General features: G+C 39.3%; 19 protein-coding genes. 13 read left to right on the plus strand and 6 right to left on the minus strand.

Going from position 1 to position 20,786, the window contains the following annotated elements; all coding sequences use genetic code 11:
* Nucleotides 1–36: 36 nt before the first annotated feature.
* Complete coding sequence (locus JV16_RS01825) at nucleotides 37–1,725, plus strand: formate--tetrahydrofolate ligase (RefSeq protein WP_021094833.1); 1,689 nt, start codon at nucleotides 37–39, stop codon at nucleotides 1,723–1,725.
* Nucleotides 1,726–1,858: 133 nt separating this feature from the next.
* Nucleotides 1,859–3,061, plus strand: coding sequence for an MFS transporter (locus tag JV16_RS01830; protein WP_042533972.1), 1,203 nt, complete (start codon nucleotides 1,859–1,861; stop codon nucleotides 3,059–3,061).
* A gap of 36 nt (nucleotides 3,062–3,097) precedes the next feature.
* Here JV16_RS01830 and JV16_RS01835 read toward each other — a convergent pair whose 3' ends face one another.
* Genes JV16_RS01835 through JV16_RS01845 form a run of 3 tightly spaced genes read right to left on the minus strand, consistent with a single transcriptional unit; the run spans nucleotide 3,098 to nucleotide 4,709 of the window.
* Complete coding sequence (locus JV16_RS01835) at nucleotides 3,098–3,802, minus strand: pirin family protein (RefSeq protein WP_042533974.1); 705 nt, start codon at nucleotides 3,800–3,802, stop codon at nucleotides 3,098–3,100.
* 11 nt (nucleotides 3,803–3,813) lie between these two features.
* On the minus strand, nucleotides 3,814–4,212 hold the full coding sequence (locus JV16_RS01840) for a DoxX family protein (protein ID WP_042533976.1): 399 nt from the start codon (nucleotides 4,210–4,212) through the stop codon (nucleotides 3,814–3,816).
* 56 nt (nucleotides 4,213–4,268) lie between these two features.
* Complete coding sequence (locus tag JV16_RS01845; RefSeq protein WP_042533978.1) at nucleotides 4,269–4,709, minus strand: MarR family winged helix-turn-helix transcriptional regulator; 441 nt, start codon at nucleotides 4,707–4,709, stop codon at nucleotides 4,269–4,271.
* 290 nt (nucleotides 4,710–4,999) lie between these two features.
* On the opposite strand from JV16_RS01845, the gene JV16_RS01850 reads away from it, so the two are divergent.
* On the plus strand, nucleotides 5,000–5,587 hold the full coding sequence (locus JV16_RS01850) for a cell wall hydrolase (protein WP_021094838.1): 588 nt from the start codon (nucleotides 5,000–5,002) through the stop codon (nucleotides 5,585–5,587).
* A 65-nt stretch (nucleotides 5,588–5,652) separates the two neighbouring features.
* Here JV16_RS01850 and JV16_RS15065 read toward each other — a convergent pair whose 3' ends face one another.
* Both JV16_RS15065 and JV16_RS01860 read right to left on the minus strand, forming a co-directional pair.
* Entirely contained in the window at nucleotides 5,653–5,829 is a 177-nt protein-coding gene (locus JV16_RS15065) for a type II toxin-antitoxin system antitoxin (RefSeq protein ID WP_042533980.1), read from the minus strand.
* A gap of 13 nt (nucleotides 5,830–5,842) precedes the next feature.
* A complete protein-coding gene (locus JV16_RS01860) occupies nucleotides 5,843–6,688 on the minus strand; it encodes an SPFH domain-containing protein (protein ID WP_021094839.1) in 846 nt (281 codons plus the stop codon).
* A gap of 150 nt (nucleotides 6,689–6,838) precedes the next feature.
* Here JV16_RS01860 and JV16_RS01865 point away from each other — a divergent pair, with 150 nt between their 5' ends.
* The 6 genes from JV16_RS01865 (at nucleotide 6,839) to JV16_RS01890 (ending at nucleotide 14,443) form a co-directional block, all read left to right on the plus strand.
* Complete coding sequence (locus JV16_RS01865) at nucleotides 6,839–7,729, plus strand: ABC transporter ATP-binding protein (RefSeq protein WP_021094840.1); 891 nt, start codon at nucleotides 6,839–6,841, stop codon at nucleotides 7,727–7,729.
* Nucleotides 7,722–8,516, plus strand: a complete 795-nt coding sequence (locus JV16_RS01870; protein ID WP_021094841.1) for an ABC transporter permease — start codon at nucleotides 7,722–7,724, stop codon at nucleotides 8,514–8,516. The genes JV16_RS01865 and JV16_RS01870 overlap by 8 nt, the downstream gene beginning before the upstream one ends.
* Nucleotides 8,517–8,527: 11 nt before the next feature.
* Nucleotides 8,528–9,178, plus strand: a complete 651-nt coding sequence (locus tag JV16_RS01875) for a TetR/AcrR family transcriptional regulator (protein WP_021094842.1) — start codon at nucleotides 8,528–8,530, stop codon at nucleotides 9,176–9,178.
* Nucleotides 9,179–9,310: 132 nt separating this feature from the next.
* Nucleotides 9,311–11,494 carry a malate synthase G gene (locus JV16_RS01880; RefSeq protein WP_035063201.1) on the plus strand — a complete coding sequence of 728 codons (2,184 nt, stop codon included), beginning with the start codon at nucleotides 9,311–9,313 and terminating at the stop codon, nucleotides 11,492–11,494.
* 57 nt (nucleotides 11,495–11,551) lie between these two features.
* Nucleotides 11,552–12,316, plus strand: coding sequence for an IclR family transcriptional regulator (locus JV16_RS01885; RefSeq protein WP_021094844.1), 765 nt, complete (start codon nucleotides 11,552–11,554; stop codon nucleotides 12,314–12,316).
* A gap of 66 nt (nucleotides 12,317–12,382) precedes the next feature.
* A complete protein-coding gene (locus tag JV16_RS01890; RefSeq protein ID WP_042533982.1) occupies nucleotides 12,383–14,443 on the plus strand; it encodes a GDYXXLXY domain-containing protein in 2,061 nt (686 codons plus the stop codon).
* A 93-nt stretch (nucleotides 14,444–14,536) separates the two neighbouring features.
* Here JV16_RS01890 and JV16_RS01895 read toward each other — a convergent pair whose 3' ends face one another.
* Nucleotides 14,537–15,301 (minus strand): CAP domain-containing protein, encoded by a 765-nt coding sequence (locus JV16_RS01895; RefSeq protein ID WP_021094846.1) that lies wholly within the window; start codon nucleotides 15,299–15,301, stop codon nucleotides 14,537–14,539.
* A gap of 226 nt (nucleotides 15,302–15,527) precedes the next feature.
* Between JV16_RS01895 and JV16_RS01900 the strand changes: the two genes are divergently transcribed.
* The 4 genes from JV16_RS01900 to JV16_RS01915 all read left to right on the plus strand — a co-directional run bounded on the left by JV16_RS01900 (nucleotide 15,528) and on the right by JV16_RS01915 (nucleotide 20,783).
* On the plus strand, nucleotides 15,528–16,928 hold the full coding sequence (locus JV16_RS01900) for a PTS mannitol transporter subunit IIBC (RefSeq protein ID WP_021094847.1): 1,401 nt from the start codon (nucleotides 15,528–15,530) through the stop codon (nucleotides 16,926–16,928).
* Between the two features lie 194 nt (nucleotides 16,929–17,122).
* Nucleotides 17,123–19,198, plus strand: coding sequence for a BglG family transcription antiterminator (locus tag JV16_RS01905; RefSeq protein ID WP_042533984.1), 2,076 nt, complete (start codon nucleotides 17,123–17,125; stop codon nucleotides 19,196–19,198).
* Complete coding sequence (locus JV16_RS01910) at nucleotides 19,199–19,636, plus strand: PTS mannitol transporter subunit IIA (protein ID WP_035063189.1); 438 nt, start codon at nucleotides 19,199–19,201, stop codon at nucleotides 19,634–19,636.
* A 1-nt stretch (nucleotide 19,637) separates the two neighbouring features.
* Entirely contained in the window at nucleotides 19,638–20,783 is a 1,146-nt protein-coding gene (locus JV16_RS01915; RefSeq protein WP_021094850.1) for a mannitol-1-phosphate 5-dehydrogenase, read from the plus strand.
* The last annotated feature ends 3 nt before the right edge of the window (nucleotides 20,784–20,786 follow it).

Raw genomic sequence — 20,786 nt, forward strand, 5'->3', positions numbered from 1 at the left:
TAAGGGGGGATTATTTTTATACTGGGGGACTGAACAATGACAACGACGACGAAGATCAAAACGGACATTGAAATTGCCCAAGAAACAAAATTAAAGCGCATTCAAGACACTGCAAGTGAACTGGATTTGTTAGAAGAAGAGCTTGAACCGTATGGGCATTATAAAGCGAAAATTTCTCTTCATGCACTGAAGCGGTTAGCGACGAAACAAGACGGCCATGTCATTTTAGTGACGTCAATTAATCCAACGCCAGCGGGAGAAGGAAAATCGACAGTTACTGTTGGGCTTGGCCAAGCGTTACATAAACTCGGTAAAAAAGTGATGATTGCGATGCGGGAACCTTCCCTTGGCCCGACGATGGGCATAAAAGGCGGGGCGACAGGTGGAGGGTATTCACAAGTGTTGCCGATGGAAGACATTAATTTGCACTTTACTGGCAATTTGCATGCGATTACGACCGCGAATAACGCCTTAGCTGCGCTCATTGACAACCATATTCATCAAGGAAATGAATTACGAATCGATACGCGTCGCATCGTTTGGAAGCGAGCAGTGGACTTAAATGACCGTGCGCTACGTAAAGTCGTGGTCGGATTAGGTGGGCCGACGCAAGGCGTGCCACGCGAGGACGGATTCGATATTACCGTTGCCTCTGAAATCATGGCGGTGTTTTGCTTAGCAACCGATCTGCAAGATTTAAAGCGACGTTTAGCAAACATGGTGGTAGCATATAATGTGGATCGTCAACCTGTTACAGTAGCTGATCTTGGCGTCGAAGGAGCGCTCACGCTTTTACTAAAAGATGCGCTAAAGCCGAATTTAGTCCAAACGGTAGAACATGTACCTGCACTTGTGCACGGTGGCCCGTTTGCCAATATTGCTCACGGATGCAATAGCGTCATTGCCACAAAAATGGCACAAAAGCTCGGAGACTATGTTGTGACAGAGGCGGGATTTGGTGCGGATTTAGGTGCGGAGAAATTTTTACATATCAAAGCACGTATGGGAGGAATTGAACCGAAAGCTGTTGTCATCGTCGCAACGATTCGAGCGTTAAAAATGCACGGCGGGGTAGGGAAACAACAGTTAGCGAGCGAAAATGTCGAAGCATTAAAAAAAGGACTAGCCAATTTAGAGAAACATATTGAAACGATTCAAGCGTTTGGCTTGCCGTTTGTCGTTGCCATTAACCGTTTTATCACGGACACAGATAAAGAAATTCACGCATTAACGGCATTTTGTGAAGAAAAAGGATATCCTGTATCGTTAACGGAAGTGTGGGAAAAAGGCGGAGATGGCGGAATTGATTTAGCTCGTAAAGTATTGGAAGCAATCGAAAATACAAAAAGCACGTACACTCCGTTATACGAATTAGACGAACCGATTACGGATAAAATTCAAAAAATCGCGCGCATTGTTTATGGCGCAAGCGACGTTTCTTTTTCTGACAAGGCGAAAAAGCAAATCGAACAATTTACATCGTTTGGGTGGGACAAGTTCCCCATTTGCATGGCAAAGACGCAATATTCGCTTTCCGACGACCCAACAAAACTTGGCCGCCCGACCGATTTCACTATTACAGTGCGCGAATTAAAACCGTCGATTGGTGCTGGTTTTCTCGTTGCCTTAACAGGAGATGTAATGACGATGCCAGGGCTGCCGAAACAACCAGCAGCGCTTCAGATGGATGTCGACGAACATGGAAACGCGCGTGGACTTTTCTAAATGATTAATCAGGAGAACAGGCGCCTTATCAGTAAGATAGGGCGCTTTTTTTATAAACAGGCAAAAAAATTGAAAGATTGAAAAAAGGTATTATAATGTAAATATTCAATTTGTTTTCTAGGGAGAGAGGAAAATGCAAGCAAGTGTTGAACAACGTACAAATATGCAAACAGTCGTTTATCCGATTTTAATTGCCATTAGTATTGGTCATTTATTGAATGACGCGATGCAAGCTGTTGTACCGGCGTTGTTTCCGATTTTAGAATCATCAATGCACTTATCTTATACACAAATCGGTTGGATTGCGTTTACGCTTAATATGACTTCGTCTATCCTACAGCCGGTTGTCGGATTGTTTTCCGATCGGTATCCATCACCGAGCTTTTTGCCGTTGGGTATGGGAGCGAGCTTGTTAGGGATGGTTGGATTAGCGTTTGCACCTAATTTTTTCTTTGTGTTATTGTCCGTTTTATTCATTGGACTTGGTTCAGCTATCTTTCATCCAGAAGGTTCGCGTGTCGTTTATTTTGCTGCGCAGGCGAGAAGGGGATTCGCTCAATCCATTTACCAACTTGGTGGCAATACAGGTAACGCCCTTGCCCCATTGTTTACAGCGCTCATTTTTGTTCCGTTTGGTCAAAAGGGAGCAGGTTGGTTTGTCATTGTTGCGGCGTTAGGAATGGCTGTTTTATTTTGGGTGTCAAAATGGTACGCTCTTCAGTTACATCAACTGAAAAATCGTTCGAACAGAACAATAGAAGGAAAGACACATACAAGCAAACGAATTATATTTGCCCTCGTTCTTCTCGTGTTGCTCGTGTTTGCACGTTCGTGGTATTATGCAGGGATTTCGAATTACTATCAGTTTTATTTAATGAAATATTACGATGTTTCCATTCGTGAGGCGCAGCTTTATTTATTTGTTTTTATGATCGCAGGGGCGATTGGTACCGTTTTTGGCGGTCCGCTTGCTGATCGATTTGGGAGACGAAATTTAATTTTTGCATCCACGCTTGGTACGGCACCGTTTGCGCTCATTTTGCCATATGTGCCACTTCATTTCGTTTTGCCAATTGTTTTTGTCACAGGCTTTATTTTATCTTCTAGTTTTGCTACTTTTGTCGTTTATGCACAAGAATTGCTTCCAGGAAATGTCGGGATGGCTTCTGGATTAATTGTTGGTCTCGCATTTGGAATGGGGGCGCTTGGAGCGGTTGCACTTGGCAAAATCGCAGACGTGTATACGCTAAAAACACTTATGGTGATGTGTAGTTTTCTTCCTTTGTTCGGTATACTTACGTTTTGGTTGCCGAAAGATGTACGTGCTGCTCAGTAAAATTCAGCTTGCCCGTTTTCATGGGCAAGCTGGCCACTACGGTAAGTCAATGAGCATAAAACGGCTGTCTATGTTCGCTGTTATGTGCAATCGTGTGACATCTGTTATACGAGCGGCATCACGACGTTGTAAAACCGTATCATCATTTAACACAAGTTCTCCCTCAATAACAAACACATACATTCGACGTCCTTGTTGTTGGTGAAATGTAAGTTGTTTGTTATTTTCTAAATCGGATAAATACATGGTTATATCTTGGTGAATGTAGGCAACTTGCTCACCGGCTTGTTTTTTTGAAACAATGGGCAATAAGCGATTTTTCATGTTTTCAACATCGTATGAAACTTGTTCGTATGACGGAGTAAGACCGTACGTTTCAGGTAAAAACCAAAGCTGTAGAAGATTGACTTCTTCCGTAGTAGACGGATTCATTTCTGAATGTACAATACCTGTTCCAGCTGTCATTCGTTGTACTTCACCGAATGAGATGATGCGATGATTACCAAGGTTGTCGCGATGTTCGAGCTGCCCTTTCAAGACGACTGTAACGATTTCCATTTCTTGATGAGGATGTGCGCCAAATCCGTGTTGTGGAGCAATGATATCGTCATTAAATACGCGCAATGGACCAAAGTGCATATTTTTTCGATCAAAATATTCAGCAAATGAAAAACTAAAATAACTTTGCAACCAACCGTGGTTTGATTCAAATCGTTCATGTGCAGGATATACGTGAATCATGGTGTGCCTCCTTATTTTATAAGTGCATCAAGTGAATAGTCGCCTGCGCCAATAAGTGCAACGCCAATGACAACCACAATTAAAATAAGATTGTATTCAAATCCATTTTGTGTGATCCAAAATCCATTTGGTGCATGTACTTTTACAATGGCGATGAACATCGTTGCAGCAATTAACAAAGCTGCAAATGGGGTGAACAGCCCAAGCGCAAACAATAACCCTCCAACGAATTCAGCTAGGCCAGCAATGAGAGCCATTGTCATCCCCGGCTTTAGTCCAATAGATTCAAGCCATCCTCCCGTTCCTTTTAAGCCATATCCTCCAAACCATCCGAATAATTTTTGAGCACCGTGACCCATGAAAGTTAAACCGACAGCTAGACGAATGAGTAAAATACCGATGTGCATCATAATCATTTCTCCTTTCATATATCTTGATTTCAAGATAAAAGTTGTGCGATAGGCCTTTAAAAAGGCGCTAATGAAAGACCTATCTTTTTGAGCAAGTGAATCGCTATTTCTTTTTCATCTGTGGATAAAGATTGGAAAATTTCCGACATTTTTTGTGCATGCTGTGGGAAAATGTGATCCATTAGTGTCCTTCCTTCATCTGTAATGACAGCGTACGTAATGCGGCGGTCCTTTTCACAACGTTGCCGGACGATATATCCTTTTTCTTCGAGTTTGTCGATAACGTATGTCATGCTTCCACTTGTAAGCAAAATTTTATCACCGATTTGCTGAATCGGCTGTGCTCCTTTATGATACAACAAATCGAGAACACCAAACTCCGTTGGATTTAGTCCGTAACGCTGAATGTCATGTTTTACATGTTCCGACACCGCCTTATGTGCTCTAGAAAGGACAATGAATAGTTTTAATGATAATGTTTCATCGTTTTGGCTCATATGCATCAACCTTTATCTTGATTTCAAGATAATTATAAACTTACGAAAAGTAAGTTGTCAATATATATAATTTTTATTTGTTTGTTGTGATGATCGTCACATGATCATTGTGATTTTGAAAAAGCTGTGACAAACAGTAAGAGGATATTGAGTGTGAATGAATCATTTTCCATATATCTTTTGGAATGTTGAGCGTCATATCGTTTGAGAGATTTTCCAACAATTAGATAATGATAGATTAATAAATCTCTGCTAGTCTTGTAAGCGAGCAACAGACTAGGAGGGATAACATGAGGAAATTACTAGCACTTGCTTCTCTGTTTGTAGCTACCATCTTTGTCTCAACAACTGAAACTTTTGCGCAAACGACAGTTCATTATGTCAAGCAAGGGGAGACGTTTTGGACGATCGCAAAACATTACAATGTTCCATTGCTAGAGTTACAACGAATCAATCAAAAACAAACAGATGTTTTATTTGTTGGGGAAACGTTGCGCATCCCACAACCTATTTCTCAGGCTGATAAAGATTTATTAGCTCGTCTCGTTCATGCAGAAGCAAAAGGAGAGCCGTTTGCAGGAAAAGTAGCGGTAGCAACCGTGGCATTGAATCGTGTTGATCATCCGAATTTTCCAAACACTATTCGCCAAGTCATTTATGATCGTTCCGGAGGATATTACGCATTTACTCCTGTACAAAATGGTGAAATTAATAAGCCGGCAGATCGTGAAGCATATCGAGCGGTCGAAGAAGCCATTGCTTTTCGCGGTTTAGGAAGCGGGTCGCTGTATTTTTATAATCCAAAAACGGCGAAAAGCGAATGGATCCGCTCACGACAAGTAACTGTGATCATTGGAAACCATGTGTTTGCGAAATAAAAATGTGTTTTTGTATATATTTGCATATATGATTGTATGATAATAGAAAAAGGTGTCCAGAACAGTTAATGGGACACCTTTTTATTTTTATTCTCTTTCAAACGTCCTTCGCGTTTAGCCGCTTCACGCAGTAAAAACTCGATATGGGCATTTACGCTTCGAAATTCATCTTGCGCCCATCGTTCGATGATTTCGTACAATTTTGGATCAATTCGAAGTGGGAAATTTTTCTTCTTTGTCATTTTATGTTCACCGTTAGTATAGCGTTCCAGCATTGATGACAGGTTGTGCTCCGCGGTCAGAAATGATTGCTACCATCAAATTATTAACCATATTTGCCTTTCTTTCTTCATCTAATTGTAAATGAGCCTCTTTGTCAAGTTGTTCAATAGCCATTTTTGCCATTGAAACAGCACCTTCGACAATTTTTTTCCTTGCCGCTAAAATGGCGGTAGCTTGTTGGCGTTGTAACATAGCGCTTGCAATTTCAGTCGAGTACGCTAAATGTGTTAAACGCGCTTCAATGACTTCAACACCTGCAACATTCAATCGTTCTTGTAGCTCTTTTGCTAATACTTTTGAGACAATATCAGCGTTTCCGCGTAGTGAAATGTCTTCGTTTTCAAATGTGTCATATGGATATTTTGTTGCAACGTGACGAATGGCTGTTTCACTCTGAATTTCAACAAATTGCTCGTAGTTATCTACATCAAATATTGCTTTGGCTGAATCAATTACTTTGAAAACAACGACAGCTGCAATTTCGATTGGATTTCCTTCGACGTCATTCACCTTTAGTTTTGCGCTATTAAAGTTGCGAACACGTAATGAAACCGTTTTGCGAACGCTGAGGGGAACAGTTAGAAATAAACCGCTATCGCGAATAGTCCCGATATATTTCCCGAAAAAGACGACGACTTTTGCTTGATTAGGTTGAACCATTGTCATCCCTGTTGATAATAGGAAAGCGAGAAAAACAAACGAAATCGGAAGGACAAGTTCCATCTCCATAAAAAATCGCCAAACAGCTCCTGCAAGTAACGCGATAATGAAAAATAAAGCGAGAAAACCATTTACATACCATGCTTTTGTTTCTTTCACGTTTTTCCCTCCTAACATCATAAAGATATTTTTATGATATCATATTTTCTATTATATGTAAATTAATTTTAATTGACTAACCAGTCAAAATTCTATATAATGGAATTGACTTGTTAGTCAATAAATGAATGATGCCGGGGAGGCGGAATAATGGGCATTGTTGATGTTAAACAGTTAACGAAAATGTATAAAAACAATCGAGGAATTGAACATGTTACATTTTCGATTGAGGAAGGAGAAATTTTTGGGTTTATCGGGCCGAATGGGGCGGGAAAAAGCACAACGATTCGTACATTGCTGAATTTCATTTATCCAACGGGCGGTAGTGCTACAATTTTCGGAAAAGATATTGTGAAAGATGCAAAAGAAATTCGGAGGCATGTAGGCTACTTACCTTCTGAAGTGCATTACTATGATGATATGAAAGTAATTGACTTATTGACGTATTCGGCATCATTTTACAAAGTGTCGGATCGACGATTGAAACAGTTAGCTGAACGACTTGATTTAGATATCTATAAAAAAATTGAAGATTTATCATTTGGAAATCGAAAAAAAGTCGGTATCGTTCAGGCGCTTTTACATGAGCCGAAATTGTTAATTTTAGATGAACCAACCGGTGGATTAGATCCGCTCATGCAGCATACATTTTTTGAACTGATTTTGGAAGAACGGAAAAAAGGAGTGACGATTTTCTTCTCCTCGCACATTCTTTATGAGGTACAAAAACTTTGCGATCGTGTAGCGATTATTAAAGAAGGAAAATTAATTCAAGTGGAAACGATTGAACATTTAACGAAAAACCATTTGAAACATGTGACGGTCGTGTTTGAAGAAGGGCAATATACTTCATTTGATTTAGCAGGTGTTGTAAAAAAAGAAATGAACGGCAATGAAATGACGATGCTATATAAAGGAGATATGAATGAACTGATCGCCCTATTGCATAGCTTGCGCATAAAAGATGTGTCGATTAGCGAGCCATCTTTAGAAGATGTGTTTATGCACTATTACGAAAAGCGAGGGATGAACGATGTTTAAACGTGAATGGAAGAGAAATGCAAAGTCTTTAATGATTTGGAGTATCGTACTTGGCGGTCTTGTGTTTTTGACATTAAGCATTTTCCCACAGTTTGCGGAGCAGCAAAAAGAAGTAACAAAACTTCTTCAATCATTGCCGCCAGCGATGATTAAGGCGTTTGGGATGGATCAACTAAGCATTGGCGATTTAACAGGGTATTACGGTGTTCGTATATATATGATGACAACTTTACTTGGCAGCGTTTATGCAGCGATGTTAGCTGCAAACATCGTCGCAAAAGAGGAAAACGATAAAACGATTGAATTTTTACTTGCTAAACCAGTAACGAGGGGAGAAATTTTAACGAATAAATGGCTTGTTGTGGTGGTGAATATCCTTATTTTAAATGCGGTTTCTTTGCTTGTTAGTTTTATTGGTTTTCAAATGGCTAAAGAATACGATGTTTCATTTAAAGCCATTTATTTATTGACGTTGGCAACTGTATTCCTTCACTTTACGTTTGCGTCCATAGCATTTTTCTTATCAACGATGATGCGCAAAACGAGAAACGCATCATCATTTGCCCTTGGACTTGTCTTTGTTACTTATTTTATGAATATGATGTCAAGTATTTCTGAAGATTTATCGTTTTTAAAATATGTGAGTCCGTTTAAATATGTCGATGCGGCACCGATTATTTATGATTTACAAATAGATCCATTGTATACAAGTTTAATGATTGTGATCATTATTTCAAGTATTGTTGCAGCATACGTCGTTTATCAAAAGAAAGACATTGTCACATGAGGGTGGTTTGATTGTACGAAACGTTTGAAAGGCAACCAGAAGAAAAAAAGAAACTCATTATTCAAACCGTGATCGAAGAGTTTGTACAAAACGGATACGAAAACGCATCGACGGATGTGATGACGAGTCGCGCTGGCATTTCAAAGGGATTGTTGTTTCACTATTTTAAAAGCAAAAAAAATTTATATTTGTATGTCGTTCATTATGCAAAACGGTTATTGACTGAAAAAACGATGGAAGCAGTAAATGAACTGAGATGTAGTGACTTTTTTGAACGAATAAAACAAATTGTGCTTATCAAGCAACGAGTATTTATGAAATATCCGAATGAAACACAACTAGTCATCGATGCAGTCGCTAATCCACCAAAAGCGGTGAAAAAAGAAATAGAACAACTGCTTGCGAAACATTACGAAACATATGCTGAAGATTTTCAATTGCAACATATTTTTTTAAAAGATCTTCTCCAGAAAGAAACATTGCGTGATGATGTATGTGCTGAAACTGTCGTGCGCATGACGATGTTGATCGTTGAACAATTATCGAATAAGTACATGCAACTGTATAGAAATCAAAAATATAATCCGATTCAACAAGGGGATTTGCTTGTACAAGAGTTAGATGAATATGTGAATATTATAAAATATGGGATTTACAAGTAAGGCGGGACTTTTCCCGTCTTTATTCATTATAAGAAAATTGTTGAAATTTTCTGTTTTTATGTGGTATGATATTTTCGAGAAATTTGAAACGATGTTTCATAATACGCAACAAAAAGGGGAAGGGGAATGATGATGGGAGAATATGTACAAGTTGGACGTTTGCAAGTAGCCAGCATTTTTTATGATTTTATAACAAATGAAGTATTACCAAATAGCGGGGTAGATGCAAGCAAGTTTTGGAGCGATTTTGAGCAGCTGATTGAAGAACTCACACCGAAAAATAAAGCGTTGCTTGCGAAGCGTGATGAACTGCAAGAAAAGATTAATGAGTGGCATAAGCAACATCGTGGGCAGTTCGATTTTGAAAAATACCGATCGTTTTTGCAAGAAATTGGATATTTAGAGCCAGAAGTTGATGACTTTGAAATTACAACAGAAAATGTGGATGATGAAATTGCTAAGCAAGCAGGTCCGCAGCTCGTTGTTCCAATTACAAACGCACGTTATGCCCTTAATGCAGCCAATGCTCGTTGGGGAAGTTTGTACGATGCGCTATATGGGACAGATGTGATTAGTGAAGAAGATGGTGCACAGCGAGGAAAAGGATACAATCCGGTGCGCGGTGAGAAAGTCATTGCTTACGTCCGTGCCTTTTTAGATGAAGCGGTACCGCTTCGTGAATATTCGCATAAAGACGCTGTTCAATATGCTGTTGTAGACGGTACATTAACTGTCACAGTAAAAAATGGACAAACGACAACATTACAAGATGAAGAGAAGTTTGTCGGGTATCAAGGCTCACCAGAGCAACCGTCTGCTATTTTGTTAAAAAATAACGGCTTGCATATTGAAATACAAATTGATCGAACTCATCCGATCGGGCAGACAGATGCAGCTGGGATTAAAGATGTTTATTTAGAGTCAGCTTTAACAACGATTATGGATTGTGAAGATTCCGTTGCAGCGGTGGATGCGGAAGATAAAGTGCTTGTTTATCGTAATTTGCTCGGCTTAGTTCGGGGGGATTTAACAGCGAACTTTACAAAAGGGAATAAAATAGTGACTCGTGCCCTTCAACCGGATCGCGTGTATACGACACCAAATGGCGAAACGCTCACATTGCCAGGCCGTTCACTTATGTTTGTGCGAAACGTTGGGCATTTAATGACAAACAATACGATTTTGCTTGAAAATGGGGAAGAAGTGTATGAGGGCATTTTAGATGCTGTTGTGACAACTTTAATTATGAAACATTCGCTTCTCGGTAATGGAAAATATGTGAACTCAAGAAAAGGTTCCATTTACATCGTAAAGCCGAAAATGCACGGTTCAGAAGAAGTGGCATTTGCGAACGAATTGTTTGATCGGGTTGAAGACATGCTCGGTCTTGAGCGAAATACAATTAAAATTGGCGTGATGGATGAAGAGCGTCGGACAACGTTGAATTTAAAAAATTGCATTTATGAAGTAAGAGATCGAATTATTTTCATTAACACAGGCTTTTTAGATCGTACAGGCGATGAAATTCATACGTCAATGGAAGCCGGTCCGATGATTCGGAAAAACGAAATGAAGTCATCCACATGGTTACAAAGCTATGAAAAGTCGAACGTGGCGATTGGGTTAGCAACAGGTTTTCAAGGACGGGCTCAAATTGGCAAAGGGATGTGGGCGATGCCTGATATGATGGCGGAGATGATCAAGCAAAAAATTGCTCATCCGCAAGCAGGGGCAAACACAGCATGGGTGCCATCACCGACTGCAGCAACTTTACATGCGCTCCATTATCATAAAGTTGACGTATTTGCGGTGCAAGATGAGTTGAAGAAAAATGTGAAAAACTATCGTGATGACATATTACAAATTCCTGTCGCGATCCATCCAACATGGACGCCTGAGGAAATTCAACAAGAACTAGATAACAATGCCCAAGGTATTCTTGGCTACGTTGTTCGTTGGATTGACCAAGGTGTTGGTTGTTCAAAAGTTCCTGATATTCATAATGTTGGTTTGATGGAAGATCGAGCAACGTTGCGTATTTCAAGTCAACATATTGCGAACTGGTTGCATCATGGGATTTGTACGAAAGAACAAGTGCTTGAAACATTGAAGCGAATGGCCAAAGTGGTAGATGAACAAAATGCTGATGATCCGTTATATCGACCAATGTCAGCGGATTATGACAACTCAGTTGCTTTCCAAGCTGCGTGCGATCTCGTTTTCAAAGGATATGAACAGCCGAACGGCTACACAGAACCGATTTTGCATCGCCGCCGTTTAGAAGCAAAAGCAAAATTTGCGCATGTAAAACAATAATGTGATGAGGGCATTCCATGTGAATGCCCTCGTTATGTGCTAAAGGTGGGAAACAGCATGGAAAAAGATTCGTTTGTGAAATCAGTAGGTAGAGCATTGCAAATTATGGATATTTTAAGCGCTGAACGTCATGGAATGGGTGTAACTGAAATCGCAAAACAAATAGGTATTCATAAAAGCTCGGTGTACCGGTTATTGTCGACACTTGTTGAGTATGGGTATGTCGAACAAGACGAAGAAACAGAGCGCTATAAACTTGGCTACAAGCTACTAGAAATGAGCTCAAAGTTGTTAGAATCGATCGATTTGCGAAAAGAAGCGAAACCGTATTTGCGTGAGCTGGAAAAATTGACAAATGAAGTCGTGCATCTTGTCGTGTACGATCAAGGAGAAGTCATTTATATTGAAAAGTTAGATGGCAATGAAACGTTGCGCATGCATTCGAAAGTTGGAAAGCGAGCACCAATGCATTGTACAGCTGTTGGAAAAGCGATTTTAGCACATTTGCCTAAGCATGTTGTTGCAGATATTTTAGATCGAAAAGGATTGCCGCCACATACTGATTATACGATTACAGATCGTCAAATGTTGTTTCAAGAGCTAGAACGTGTTCGGCAACGCGGTTATGCGCTCGACTTAGAAGAAAATGAATACGGTATACGATGTGTCGCTGTTCCAATTTTTGATCATACGAAACAAGTTATTGCCGCAGTAAGTGTTTCCGGACCGACCATTCGTATGACAAATGAGCGGATTGAACAACTTCACGCACAAATGAAAAAGATAGGTGAACAAATTTCGGAGCGGCTTGGATATCGATGAATGATGTATACGTTTGGCCTCTAGTCATAGTATAATGATAAAAAGGATGTTTAAGGAGGCCACTTTATGGCACAACGTGTTGTGAAAACAACATATTTGTTAGGGCTTTTGTTTTTGGTCGCAGCGCTCGTTTATTTTTTTGCTTCTAATTGGCCTGAACTTGGGCGCTTGATGAAAGTCGGGATTAGTGCTGGGTTTATGATTTTGTTTTATGGCATGAGCGCCACTGTTTTTCGCCATCATTTTTTAAGTAAATGGTTGCTTATTTTTGGAGCGATAACATTTGGAATTTGTGTCGCATTAATTGGTCAAGTATATAACTCGCATGCGGATAGCTTTTTATTGTTTTTCATTTGGTTTATCCCTACGGCTATGTTTGCCATGTTTACTCGCATTCGATTTCTCGCTATATTCAGTTTCGGACTGCTACAGCTTACATTTTGGTTTTACTACTTTCCGTCTTCGTATCAAATTGAACGAGGGGAATGGCCATCGTTTTTTATTTTATTGCTTTTTGCCTTGATCAACGGGATCATTTCATTTCTTGGACGTCCATCAATTGTTTCTGTTCTGGCTTATATGGCGATGCACAGTTGGCTATTCGTCATATTTATACAAGGGATTTCCATAGACCAGTTTCATTTTTGGCCATACGTATATGCTTTTATCTTTGTGTTGTTTTTAATATATGTAAGAAAACAACCGTATTTTATATGTACGGTGTTGTTTACAGGTATGTTTTGGGTTGTGCAATATTTTCGTTTTGTTGAACGGCATTTTAGTGGTAATTGGTATATATTTGGGCTTGTATTGGCTGCCGTTATCGTTTATATAGGGATTTATGCGCTTCGTTGGATGAAAAAGCGAAGCAACGGAAAAGTAGAGAAAATATTTTTTGTTGCTTTTCAAGTGATTGTCACAGGGGTTGCTTCCATTATTGTAGTTGGAAGTATATTGCAATTATTATCGTTTTGGTTTGATGTGTTTTCTCCTTATTGGTTGTTTAGTATATCTGTTTTTTTATTTGTTGTTCCGGGATTGTTATGGAAAAGATGGAACGATGTTGTTCGTTACACATTGCTTGCGATTGGATATATCCTCGGTGCATTTAGCGTAACAGAGGTTTCCTTTATCATAATCAGTGTATATATCGCTGTATTATTTATTGTTTCATGGCGAATGTCGGCGGGTGTACGAACGATGACGAATATGGCTGTTTCTCTTTATTTCGTCATGATGATGCTCGATGAGTGGAGCGACATTCGTTTCACGTTATTTACCGTATTTGTTTTTTACGGCATCATTTATTGGATGACAAAACATACGTATGAGCGACTCGTTTTCCTCGTTTTTTCATTCGCTACGCTTCTTTTATTGACGAGTGCTGATTTAGTTGTGGTGGATTGGGCGTATGTTGTATGGAATATACTGTTTCTTAGCTTTGTTGCTTTTGTTCTCTTTTTCCGTACGAATGAAAAAGAACAAGCAATTGCTTGGTTATATATCTTTTTGTTTTTAGCGTTAAAGTATTATGAATGGGTATGGAATTTATTGCATAAATCCATGACATTAGCTATTGTTGGAGTATGTTTATTGATCGTTGCTTCGGTCGTACAAAAAAGAAAGTCGATTTCATTATCTTTCCATGAGAAAAAATGGTTACCGCTTTTCGTCATCATCATGCTGCAAGTTGCTTTTATCACCTATGTGACGTTTGATAAAGAACAACATCTTCAATATGGTCAACAAATGAAATTGCAACTTGAACCAGTCGATCCACGTTCGCTCATTCAAGGAGATTATGTCCGTCTTCAATACGAAATTTCAACAATTGAGGGAATGAATGAGTGGGGAAAAGCCCAAGTCATTTTACGGAAAGATGAAACAGGCGTTCATCGGTTCGTTGGTGTGTATTCGTTAAATGGAAAACAACGCGATTCGGATATGTATCGAGAAGGCGATGTATTAGTAAACGGAAATATATACGGAAATACAATCATTTATGGAATTGAAACGTATTTTGTTCCAGAAAAAACAGGAGGAGATATCCAACGCCATGCTCGTTTTGCGTATGTACGTGTAAGTAAGACAGGAGATGCGTTATTAGAAAAAGTGTCTGAACGGTAAGATAGGGAACCGCCGCCTCGTATGGAGACGGCGGCTTTTTATGATGTTGCTTAGCTTCAACTGCCATTTCCTTTGACAGTGGTGAAGGAGACTTTACTTTCCAATAAACATTTGTGTCCAATAGTTTCCGTTTCCGTCAAATCCAACACCAATATGCGTAAAGTTCCGATTTAAAATGTTGGCTCGGTGTCCGGCGCTATTCATCCACGCATTCACTACTTCTTGAGGTGTTCGCTGCCCTTTCGCGATGTTTTCCCCAGCTGTTCGATAAGAAACGCCGAAATCGCGCATCATATCAAAAGGAGAGCCGTATGTTGGGCTTGTATGCGAGAAATAATTATTTTTTCGCATATCTTCCGATTTTTTCTGAGCGACCGAGCTGAGCTGCGCATCAGCACGTAAAGCTGGAAGCCCTGCTCGAGCACGTTCTCTGTTTGTCAAATCGATGACTTGTTGTGCATATTGACTAATACTTGTCGTCGGTGTTGTTTGTCTTGGTTGCTGCTGAGTCGGTTGTTGTGTTTGTCTGTTCGGTTGTGTCGGCGTCACCTGATTTGGACGTTGATACGCATTTGGTGAAGGTGTGTAAGGTCTTGGTTGCACATACATTCTTTGTTGTTCCGTTAACGATCGTTCGATTTGTGTGCGTACATTTGCAGCGTCTTTCGGATCGATCGGAACAAATTTATAGCGCGCTTCTTGAATCAATATCGCTTTTGTATGAGGATATTGATCGCTTGATAGCGTCGTATGCAAAGCAGAAATGTTTGAACGGTTGTTCATATCCATTGCGTTGTTACAGCCAACAATGGCAAGTAAACTTAAGGCGACAATGGATTTCGTTAGTTTTGTTATCATTTGTGCATCCCTCCTTGGCAGTTTAATCGTTATGCATCATTAGTTTTTGCCGTTACGAAGCAAACTAATGATGGGAATGGTTGAGAAATGTTTTTTCCTCTTTTTGTTTTTAAAAAATGACAAGATTGTGACAGACAAAATGATATTTACTTTACATTGAATGTGACCTGTAAGCGCTTTAATATGAAGCTATAGCAAGACCAAATAAAAAAGAGGAGGAAAAAACATGGAAAATCAAACAGGTTTTCGTGTAAAAGTGCAACGATTTGGCAGTTATTTAAGCGGAATGATTATGCCAAACATCGGAGCATTTATTGCGTGGGGAATTATTACTGCATTATTTATCCCGACAGGTTGGTTGCCAAACGAAACATTCGCTAAATTAGTTGGCCCAATGATTACGTATTTATTGCCATTATTAATTGGTTATACAGGGGGAAAAATGATTTATGACGTTCGTGGTGGTGTCGTCGGTGCAACCGCAACCATGGGGGTTATTGTCGGTTCAGACATTCCGATGTTTTTAGGTGCCATGATCATGGGTCCGCTTGGCGGATATGCCATTAAACAGTTTGACAAACTTGTTCATGGAAAAGTCAAACAAGGTTTTGAAATGTTAGTAAACAACTTTTCGGCAGGTATTATTGGTGGGTTACTCACATTAGTCGCTTTCAAAGGAATTGGTCCAGTTGTTTTAGGATTGAACAAAACATTAGCAGCAGGCGTAGAAGCAATCGTTAACGCGAAATTGTTACCTTTAGCAAACATCTTTATTGAACCAGCAAAAGTATTATTTTTAAACAATGCCATTAACCATGGTATTTTAAGCCCGCTTGGTATTGAGCAAGCAGCAAAAACAGGAAAATCTATTTTATTCTTGCTTGAAACAAACCCAGGTCCAGGTCTTGGTATTTTACTTGCTTATTGGTTATTCGGAAAAGGGATGGCAAAACAATCAGCGCCAGGTGCGGTGATCATCCATTTCCTCGGAGGAATTCACGAAATTTACTTCCCTTACATTTTAATGCGCCCAGTACTCATCTTAGCTGCAATTGCCGGTGGTGTGAGCGGGGTGTTTACATTCACATTATTTAATGCAGGTCTTGTTGCAGTTCCATCGCCAGGAAGTATTTTTGCGCTACTTGCTATGACGCCGCGCGGTCATTACTTAGGAGTTCTTGCTGGTGTAATCGTTGCTGCTACCGTTTCTTTCTTAGTGGCATCATTCTTCTTAAAAACATCAAAACAAGAAGAAGGCAATTTAGAACAAGCGACAGAACAAATGCAGCAATTAAAAGGAAAGAAAAGCAGCGTGGCTTCAGCTTTAAGCACTGCGGCGCCAAAACAAGTGAGAAAAATTGTTTTTGCTTGTGATGCAGGAATGGGATCAAGTGCGATGGGTGCTTCCATTATGAGAAACAAAGTGCAAAAAGCTGGACTTGATATTGAAGTAACAAATACAGCGATTAATCAATTGCCAGCGGATGCAGATGTGGTTATTACTCATCAAAATTTAACAGATCGTGCGAAAGAAAAATTACCAAATGCATACCACATATCTGTGGAAAATTTCTTAAATAGTCCAAAATATGATGAATTAATCGAGATGTTAAAAAAAGGTGAATAACGAATAAACAAACAAAAAGGTAAGTGAACAGCTTACCTTTTTGCTTCTTCATTTAAAAAATGTCAACATGTAAAGTGACGAAAAAGCGCTTTCTATTTGTTGTTATTCGAGAAAAGTGACGGTAAAATTTTTCTTGAAAAGCAAACATGTTTTAAAAAAATGTCAACAATCGTTGCTAGATGGGAGGTGAGTGTGTGTATATATCAGCGAGAGAAAGAAAAATATTAGATCTTTTATTAGCGAACCCAAAAGGAATTACAGTAGGAGATGTCGCGAAGCAATTAGATGTAAGCGAACGAACGGTTCACCGTGATTTAAAAGGTGTTGAACAAGTTGTTGAATCGTATGATTTACAACTCATAAAAAAAGCAGGTGTTGGTATTCAAATCGTCGGAGAAGAAGAAAAAAAGCGACAGCTACAAATGCATGTATTTCGTTTATCACATACGGAATATACACCTGAAGAGCGGCAAACGATGATTTTAATTGCTTTATTAGAATCAGGGGAACCGGTGAAGTTAGTCTCTCTTGCGAATGATTTAAACGTAACAGTCGCCACGATCAGCAACGATTTAGACAAGATGGAAGAAAAGGTAGAAAAACATGGCCTTTCCCTCATTCGAAAAAGGGGATATGGGGTCGAAATATGTGGCTCCGAAGCAGCAAAACGTAAAATGATGAGCGAACTGTTATTTGATCATTTTGATGAATCACAATTTCTCTCTTTAATGAAAGAGTCTATTCAAAAAAAGTCAACAGATTTAGTAAATACGGTAACAGAGAAGTTGCTTGGGCTTGTTGATAAAGAAAAATTGTTTATGATCGAACAACAAATTGAAGCGATGAAAGAAAATCTTCCGTTTACGATTGCCGATAGTTCGTATATCGCTCTCGTTATTCATCTGGCGTTAGCCATTGAGCGCATTGTGCAAGGAGAGGCTATCCATTTTGATGCCCAACATTTACAAGCGATTCGTGCAACGAAAGAATATGAAACAGCAGAAAAAATCGCAAAAAAATTAGAAGAAGTTTTTCATGTTGTGATTCCCGAAGAAGAAATTGGTTACATCACGATGCATTTAATGGGTGCAAAGTTAAGAACTCGGCGTGGCTATATGTTAGAAGAGGCGAGTTTAGCAATCGCGATGAAAGCGCAAGAGCTCATTCGTTTTGTGAGCGATAAAATAGGGATTGATTTAACGGACGACTATCCGTTGTACGAAGATTTAATCGTCCATTTAAAACCGGCTTTATATCGTATACAACATCATATGGGCATTACTAATCCGTTGCTTCATAAAATTATGCAGGACTATAGCGAATTGTTTCATATTGTGCAACAAGGTGTACAGCATGTATTTTCAGATATAACGGTGCCGAAAGAAGAAGTTGGCTACTTAGTTCTTCATTTTGCTTCAGCGTTATTGCGCGAAAAGAAAGGGTTACGTGCACTCGTTATTTGTTCAAGCGGAATTGGGACGGCAAAAATATTAGCTACACGTCTCAAACAAGAAATTCCAGATATTTCCTATATTGAACAAAAGTCGTTTTTTGACGTTCGACATATGGATGTGCACGAATACGATTTGATCGTATCAACGATTCCACTTCATACGTCGCAACCATATTTTCTTGTGAATCCGATGTTGCCGGAAGAGGAAGTTGTTGCAATTCGACAATTTTTAAAAACGAAAACGTTTTCTATGCGTTTTCGAAAAACGAATCCATCGAAAAAAGGGATTGAAAAAATTCGTTCGATTCACTTGGTAAGTGAGACAATCGTTCAACTGTTAAACAGTTTTTCGTTGCTCGAATTATCGTCTCATTCCATGAATGATGCATTAATGTATGCTTGCACACATCTTGAACGACATGGAGCCATTCGAACGAAAGAAATCGTCGTGAAGGAGTTGTTGCGACGGGAGCAAATCGGTGGATTAGGAATCCCGAATACTACTTTAGCGTTGTACCACGCGCGAAGCGAGGCTGTTTTGCGACCATCTTTTACGATGTATACACTAACACAACCAAAAACGATCGTCGGTATGGATCAGCAACCGATGCAAGTGAATCGTCTTTTGTTGTTGCTTGCACCTCAAGATGCGCAAGACGATATGTTGCAAGTGCTTAGTCATGTCAGTTCGCTCATTATTAAAGATGAAGAAAGTATAGAGTTATTTTCAAAAGGTAATAAAGAACAAATTTATGCGTTTTTAAGCACACAATTAGAAAAGTTTTTTTACGAACAACTTCAACATCATAAGGAGTGAATCACAGTGGCAGTGTTAGCAAAAGAAAATATTGTACTAGATGCAGATGTAAAAACGAAAGAACAAGCGATTCAATTAGCAGGACGTATTTTAGTTGAACGAGGGTACGTAGAGGAGTCTTATATCGACAAAATGTTTGAGAGAGAAGCATTAACTTCAACATATATGGGGAATTTTGTAGCAATTCCGCACGGCACGGAAGAAGCAAAAAAACTTGTGAAACAAGCAGGTTTATCCATTGTTCAAGTGCCGAATGGCGTTGATTTTGGAGGAGGAAATATCGTCAAAGTTTTAATCGGTATTGCAGGTAAAGATAATGAGCATTTAGAAATTCTTTCAAAAGTTGCGATTGTATGTTCAGAAGAAGAAAACATTCAAAAAATGATTAAAGCAACGACTGAAGATGAGATTTTAGCACTATTAAATGAGGTGGAATAATATGTTAGCTGTCCATTTTGGAGCAGGAAATATAGGAAGAGGATTTATCGGAAGTTTATTATCTCAGTCAGGGTACGATGTTGTGTTTGTTGATGTAAACGATAAAGTTGTACAAGCGCTTCAACAAAGAGGGCAATATGAAGTGATCATCGCGGGAGAGACGACAGAAGCACAAGTTGTTCGCAATGTATCAGCATTGCATAGTCAACATCAAAGACATGAAATTATCGATCAAATTGCGCGTGCTGACTTAGTGACAACAGCTGTTGGACCAAATGTGTTATCGCTTATTTCACAGACAATTGCAGAAGGATTGCAAAAAAGAATAACGGTATGTTCTCAGCCTATACATGTTATTGCTTGCGAAAACATGATTGGTGGTAGTGAGCATTTAAAGAAATATGTATGGGAACATTTATCAGAACAAGAACAAACATCTTTAAAAGATAAATGTGCATTTTTAAACTGTGCAGTCGATCGTATCGTCCCAAATCAAAGTCACGACGATCCGTTAACCGTTGTCGTTGAGCCGTTTTTTGAATGGGTCATTGAAACGAAAGAAGTGATTGGAGATATTCCACACATAATTGGAGCCCATTTTGTTGATGATTTACAACCATACATCGAAAGAAAATTGTTTACTGTGAATACAGGTCATGCGATCGTTGCTTATTTAGGATATCGTAAAAAATATGAGACGATCCATCAAGCGATGGCAGACGGTGATATTTTATCGAATGTGACAAACGCTTTACGTGAATCAGGGCGAGTACTTGTTCATCAATACGGTTGGGATGAAGCTGAACATCAAGCGTATATTGAAAAAATTGTTCAACGATTTGTCAATCCTTCTATGACAGATGAAGTGACACGGGTAGCTCGTTCGCCAATTCGCAAACTCGGACCAAACGATCGGCTCATTCGTCCAGCGATGAAATATTATGAATGCTTTGGAGAAGTTCCTACATCTTTAGCCAAAGGAATCGCAGCATTGTTGTTATTTGATTATGAAGGGGATGCAGAAGCAGTACAACTTCAAAAAACGATAAAAGAAAGCGGAGTAGAAGGAGCACTTGAAACGTATGCGAAGCTCCCGTCTGATCATCCGCTTGCGGGCGAAATCAAAAAACAAATGCTTTATATGTAGGGG

It is taken from the genome of Anoxybacillus ayderensis (assembly GCF_000833605.1).
In the GTDB taxonomy this organism is placed as follows: Bacteria; Bacillota; Bacilli; order Bacillales; family Anoxybacillaceae; genus Anoxybacillus; species Anoxybacillus ayderensis.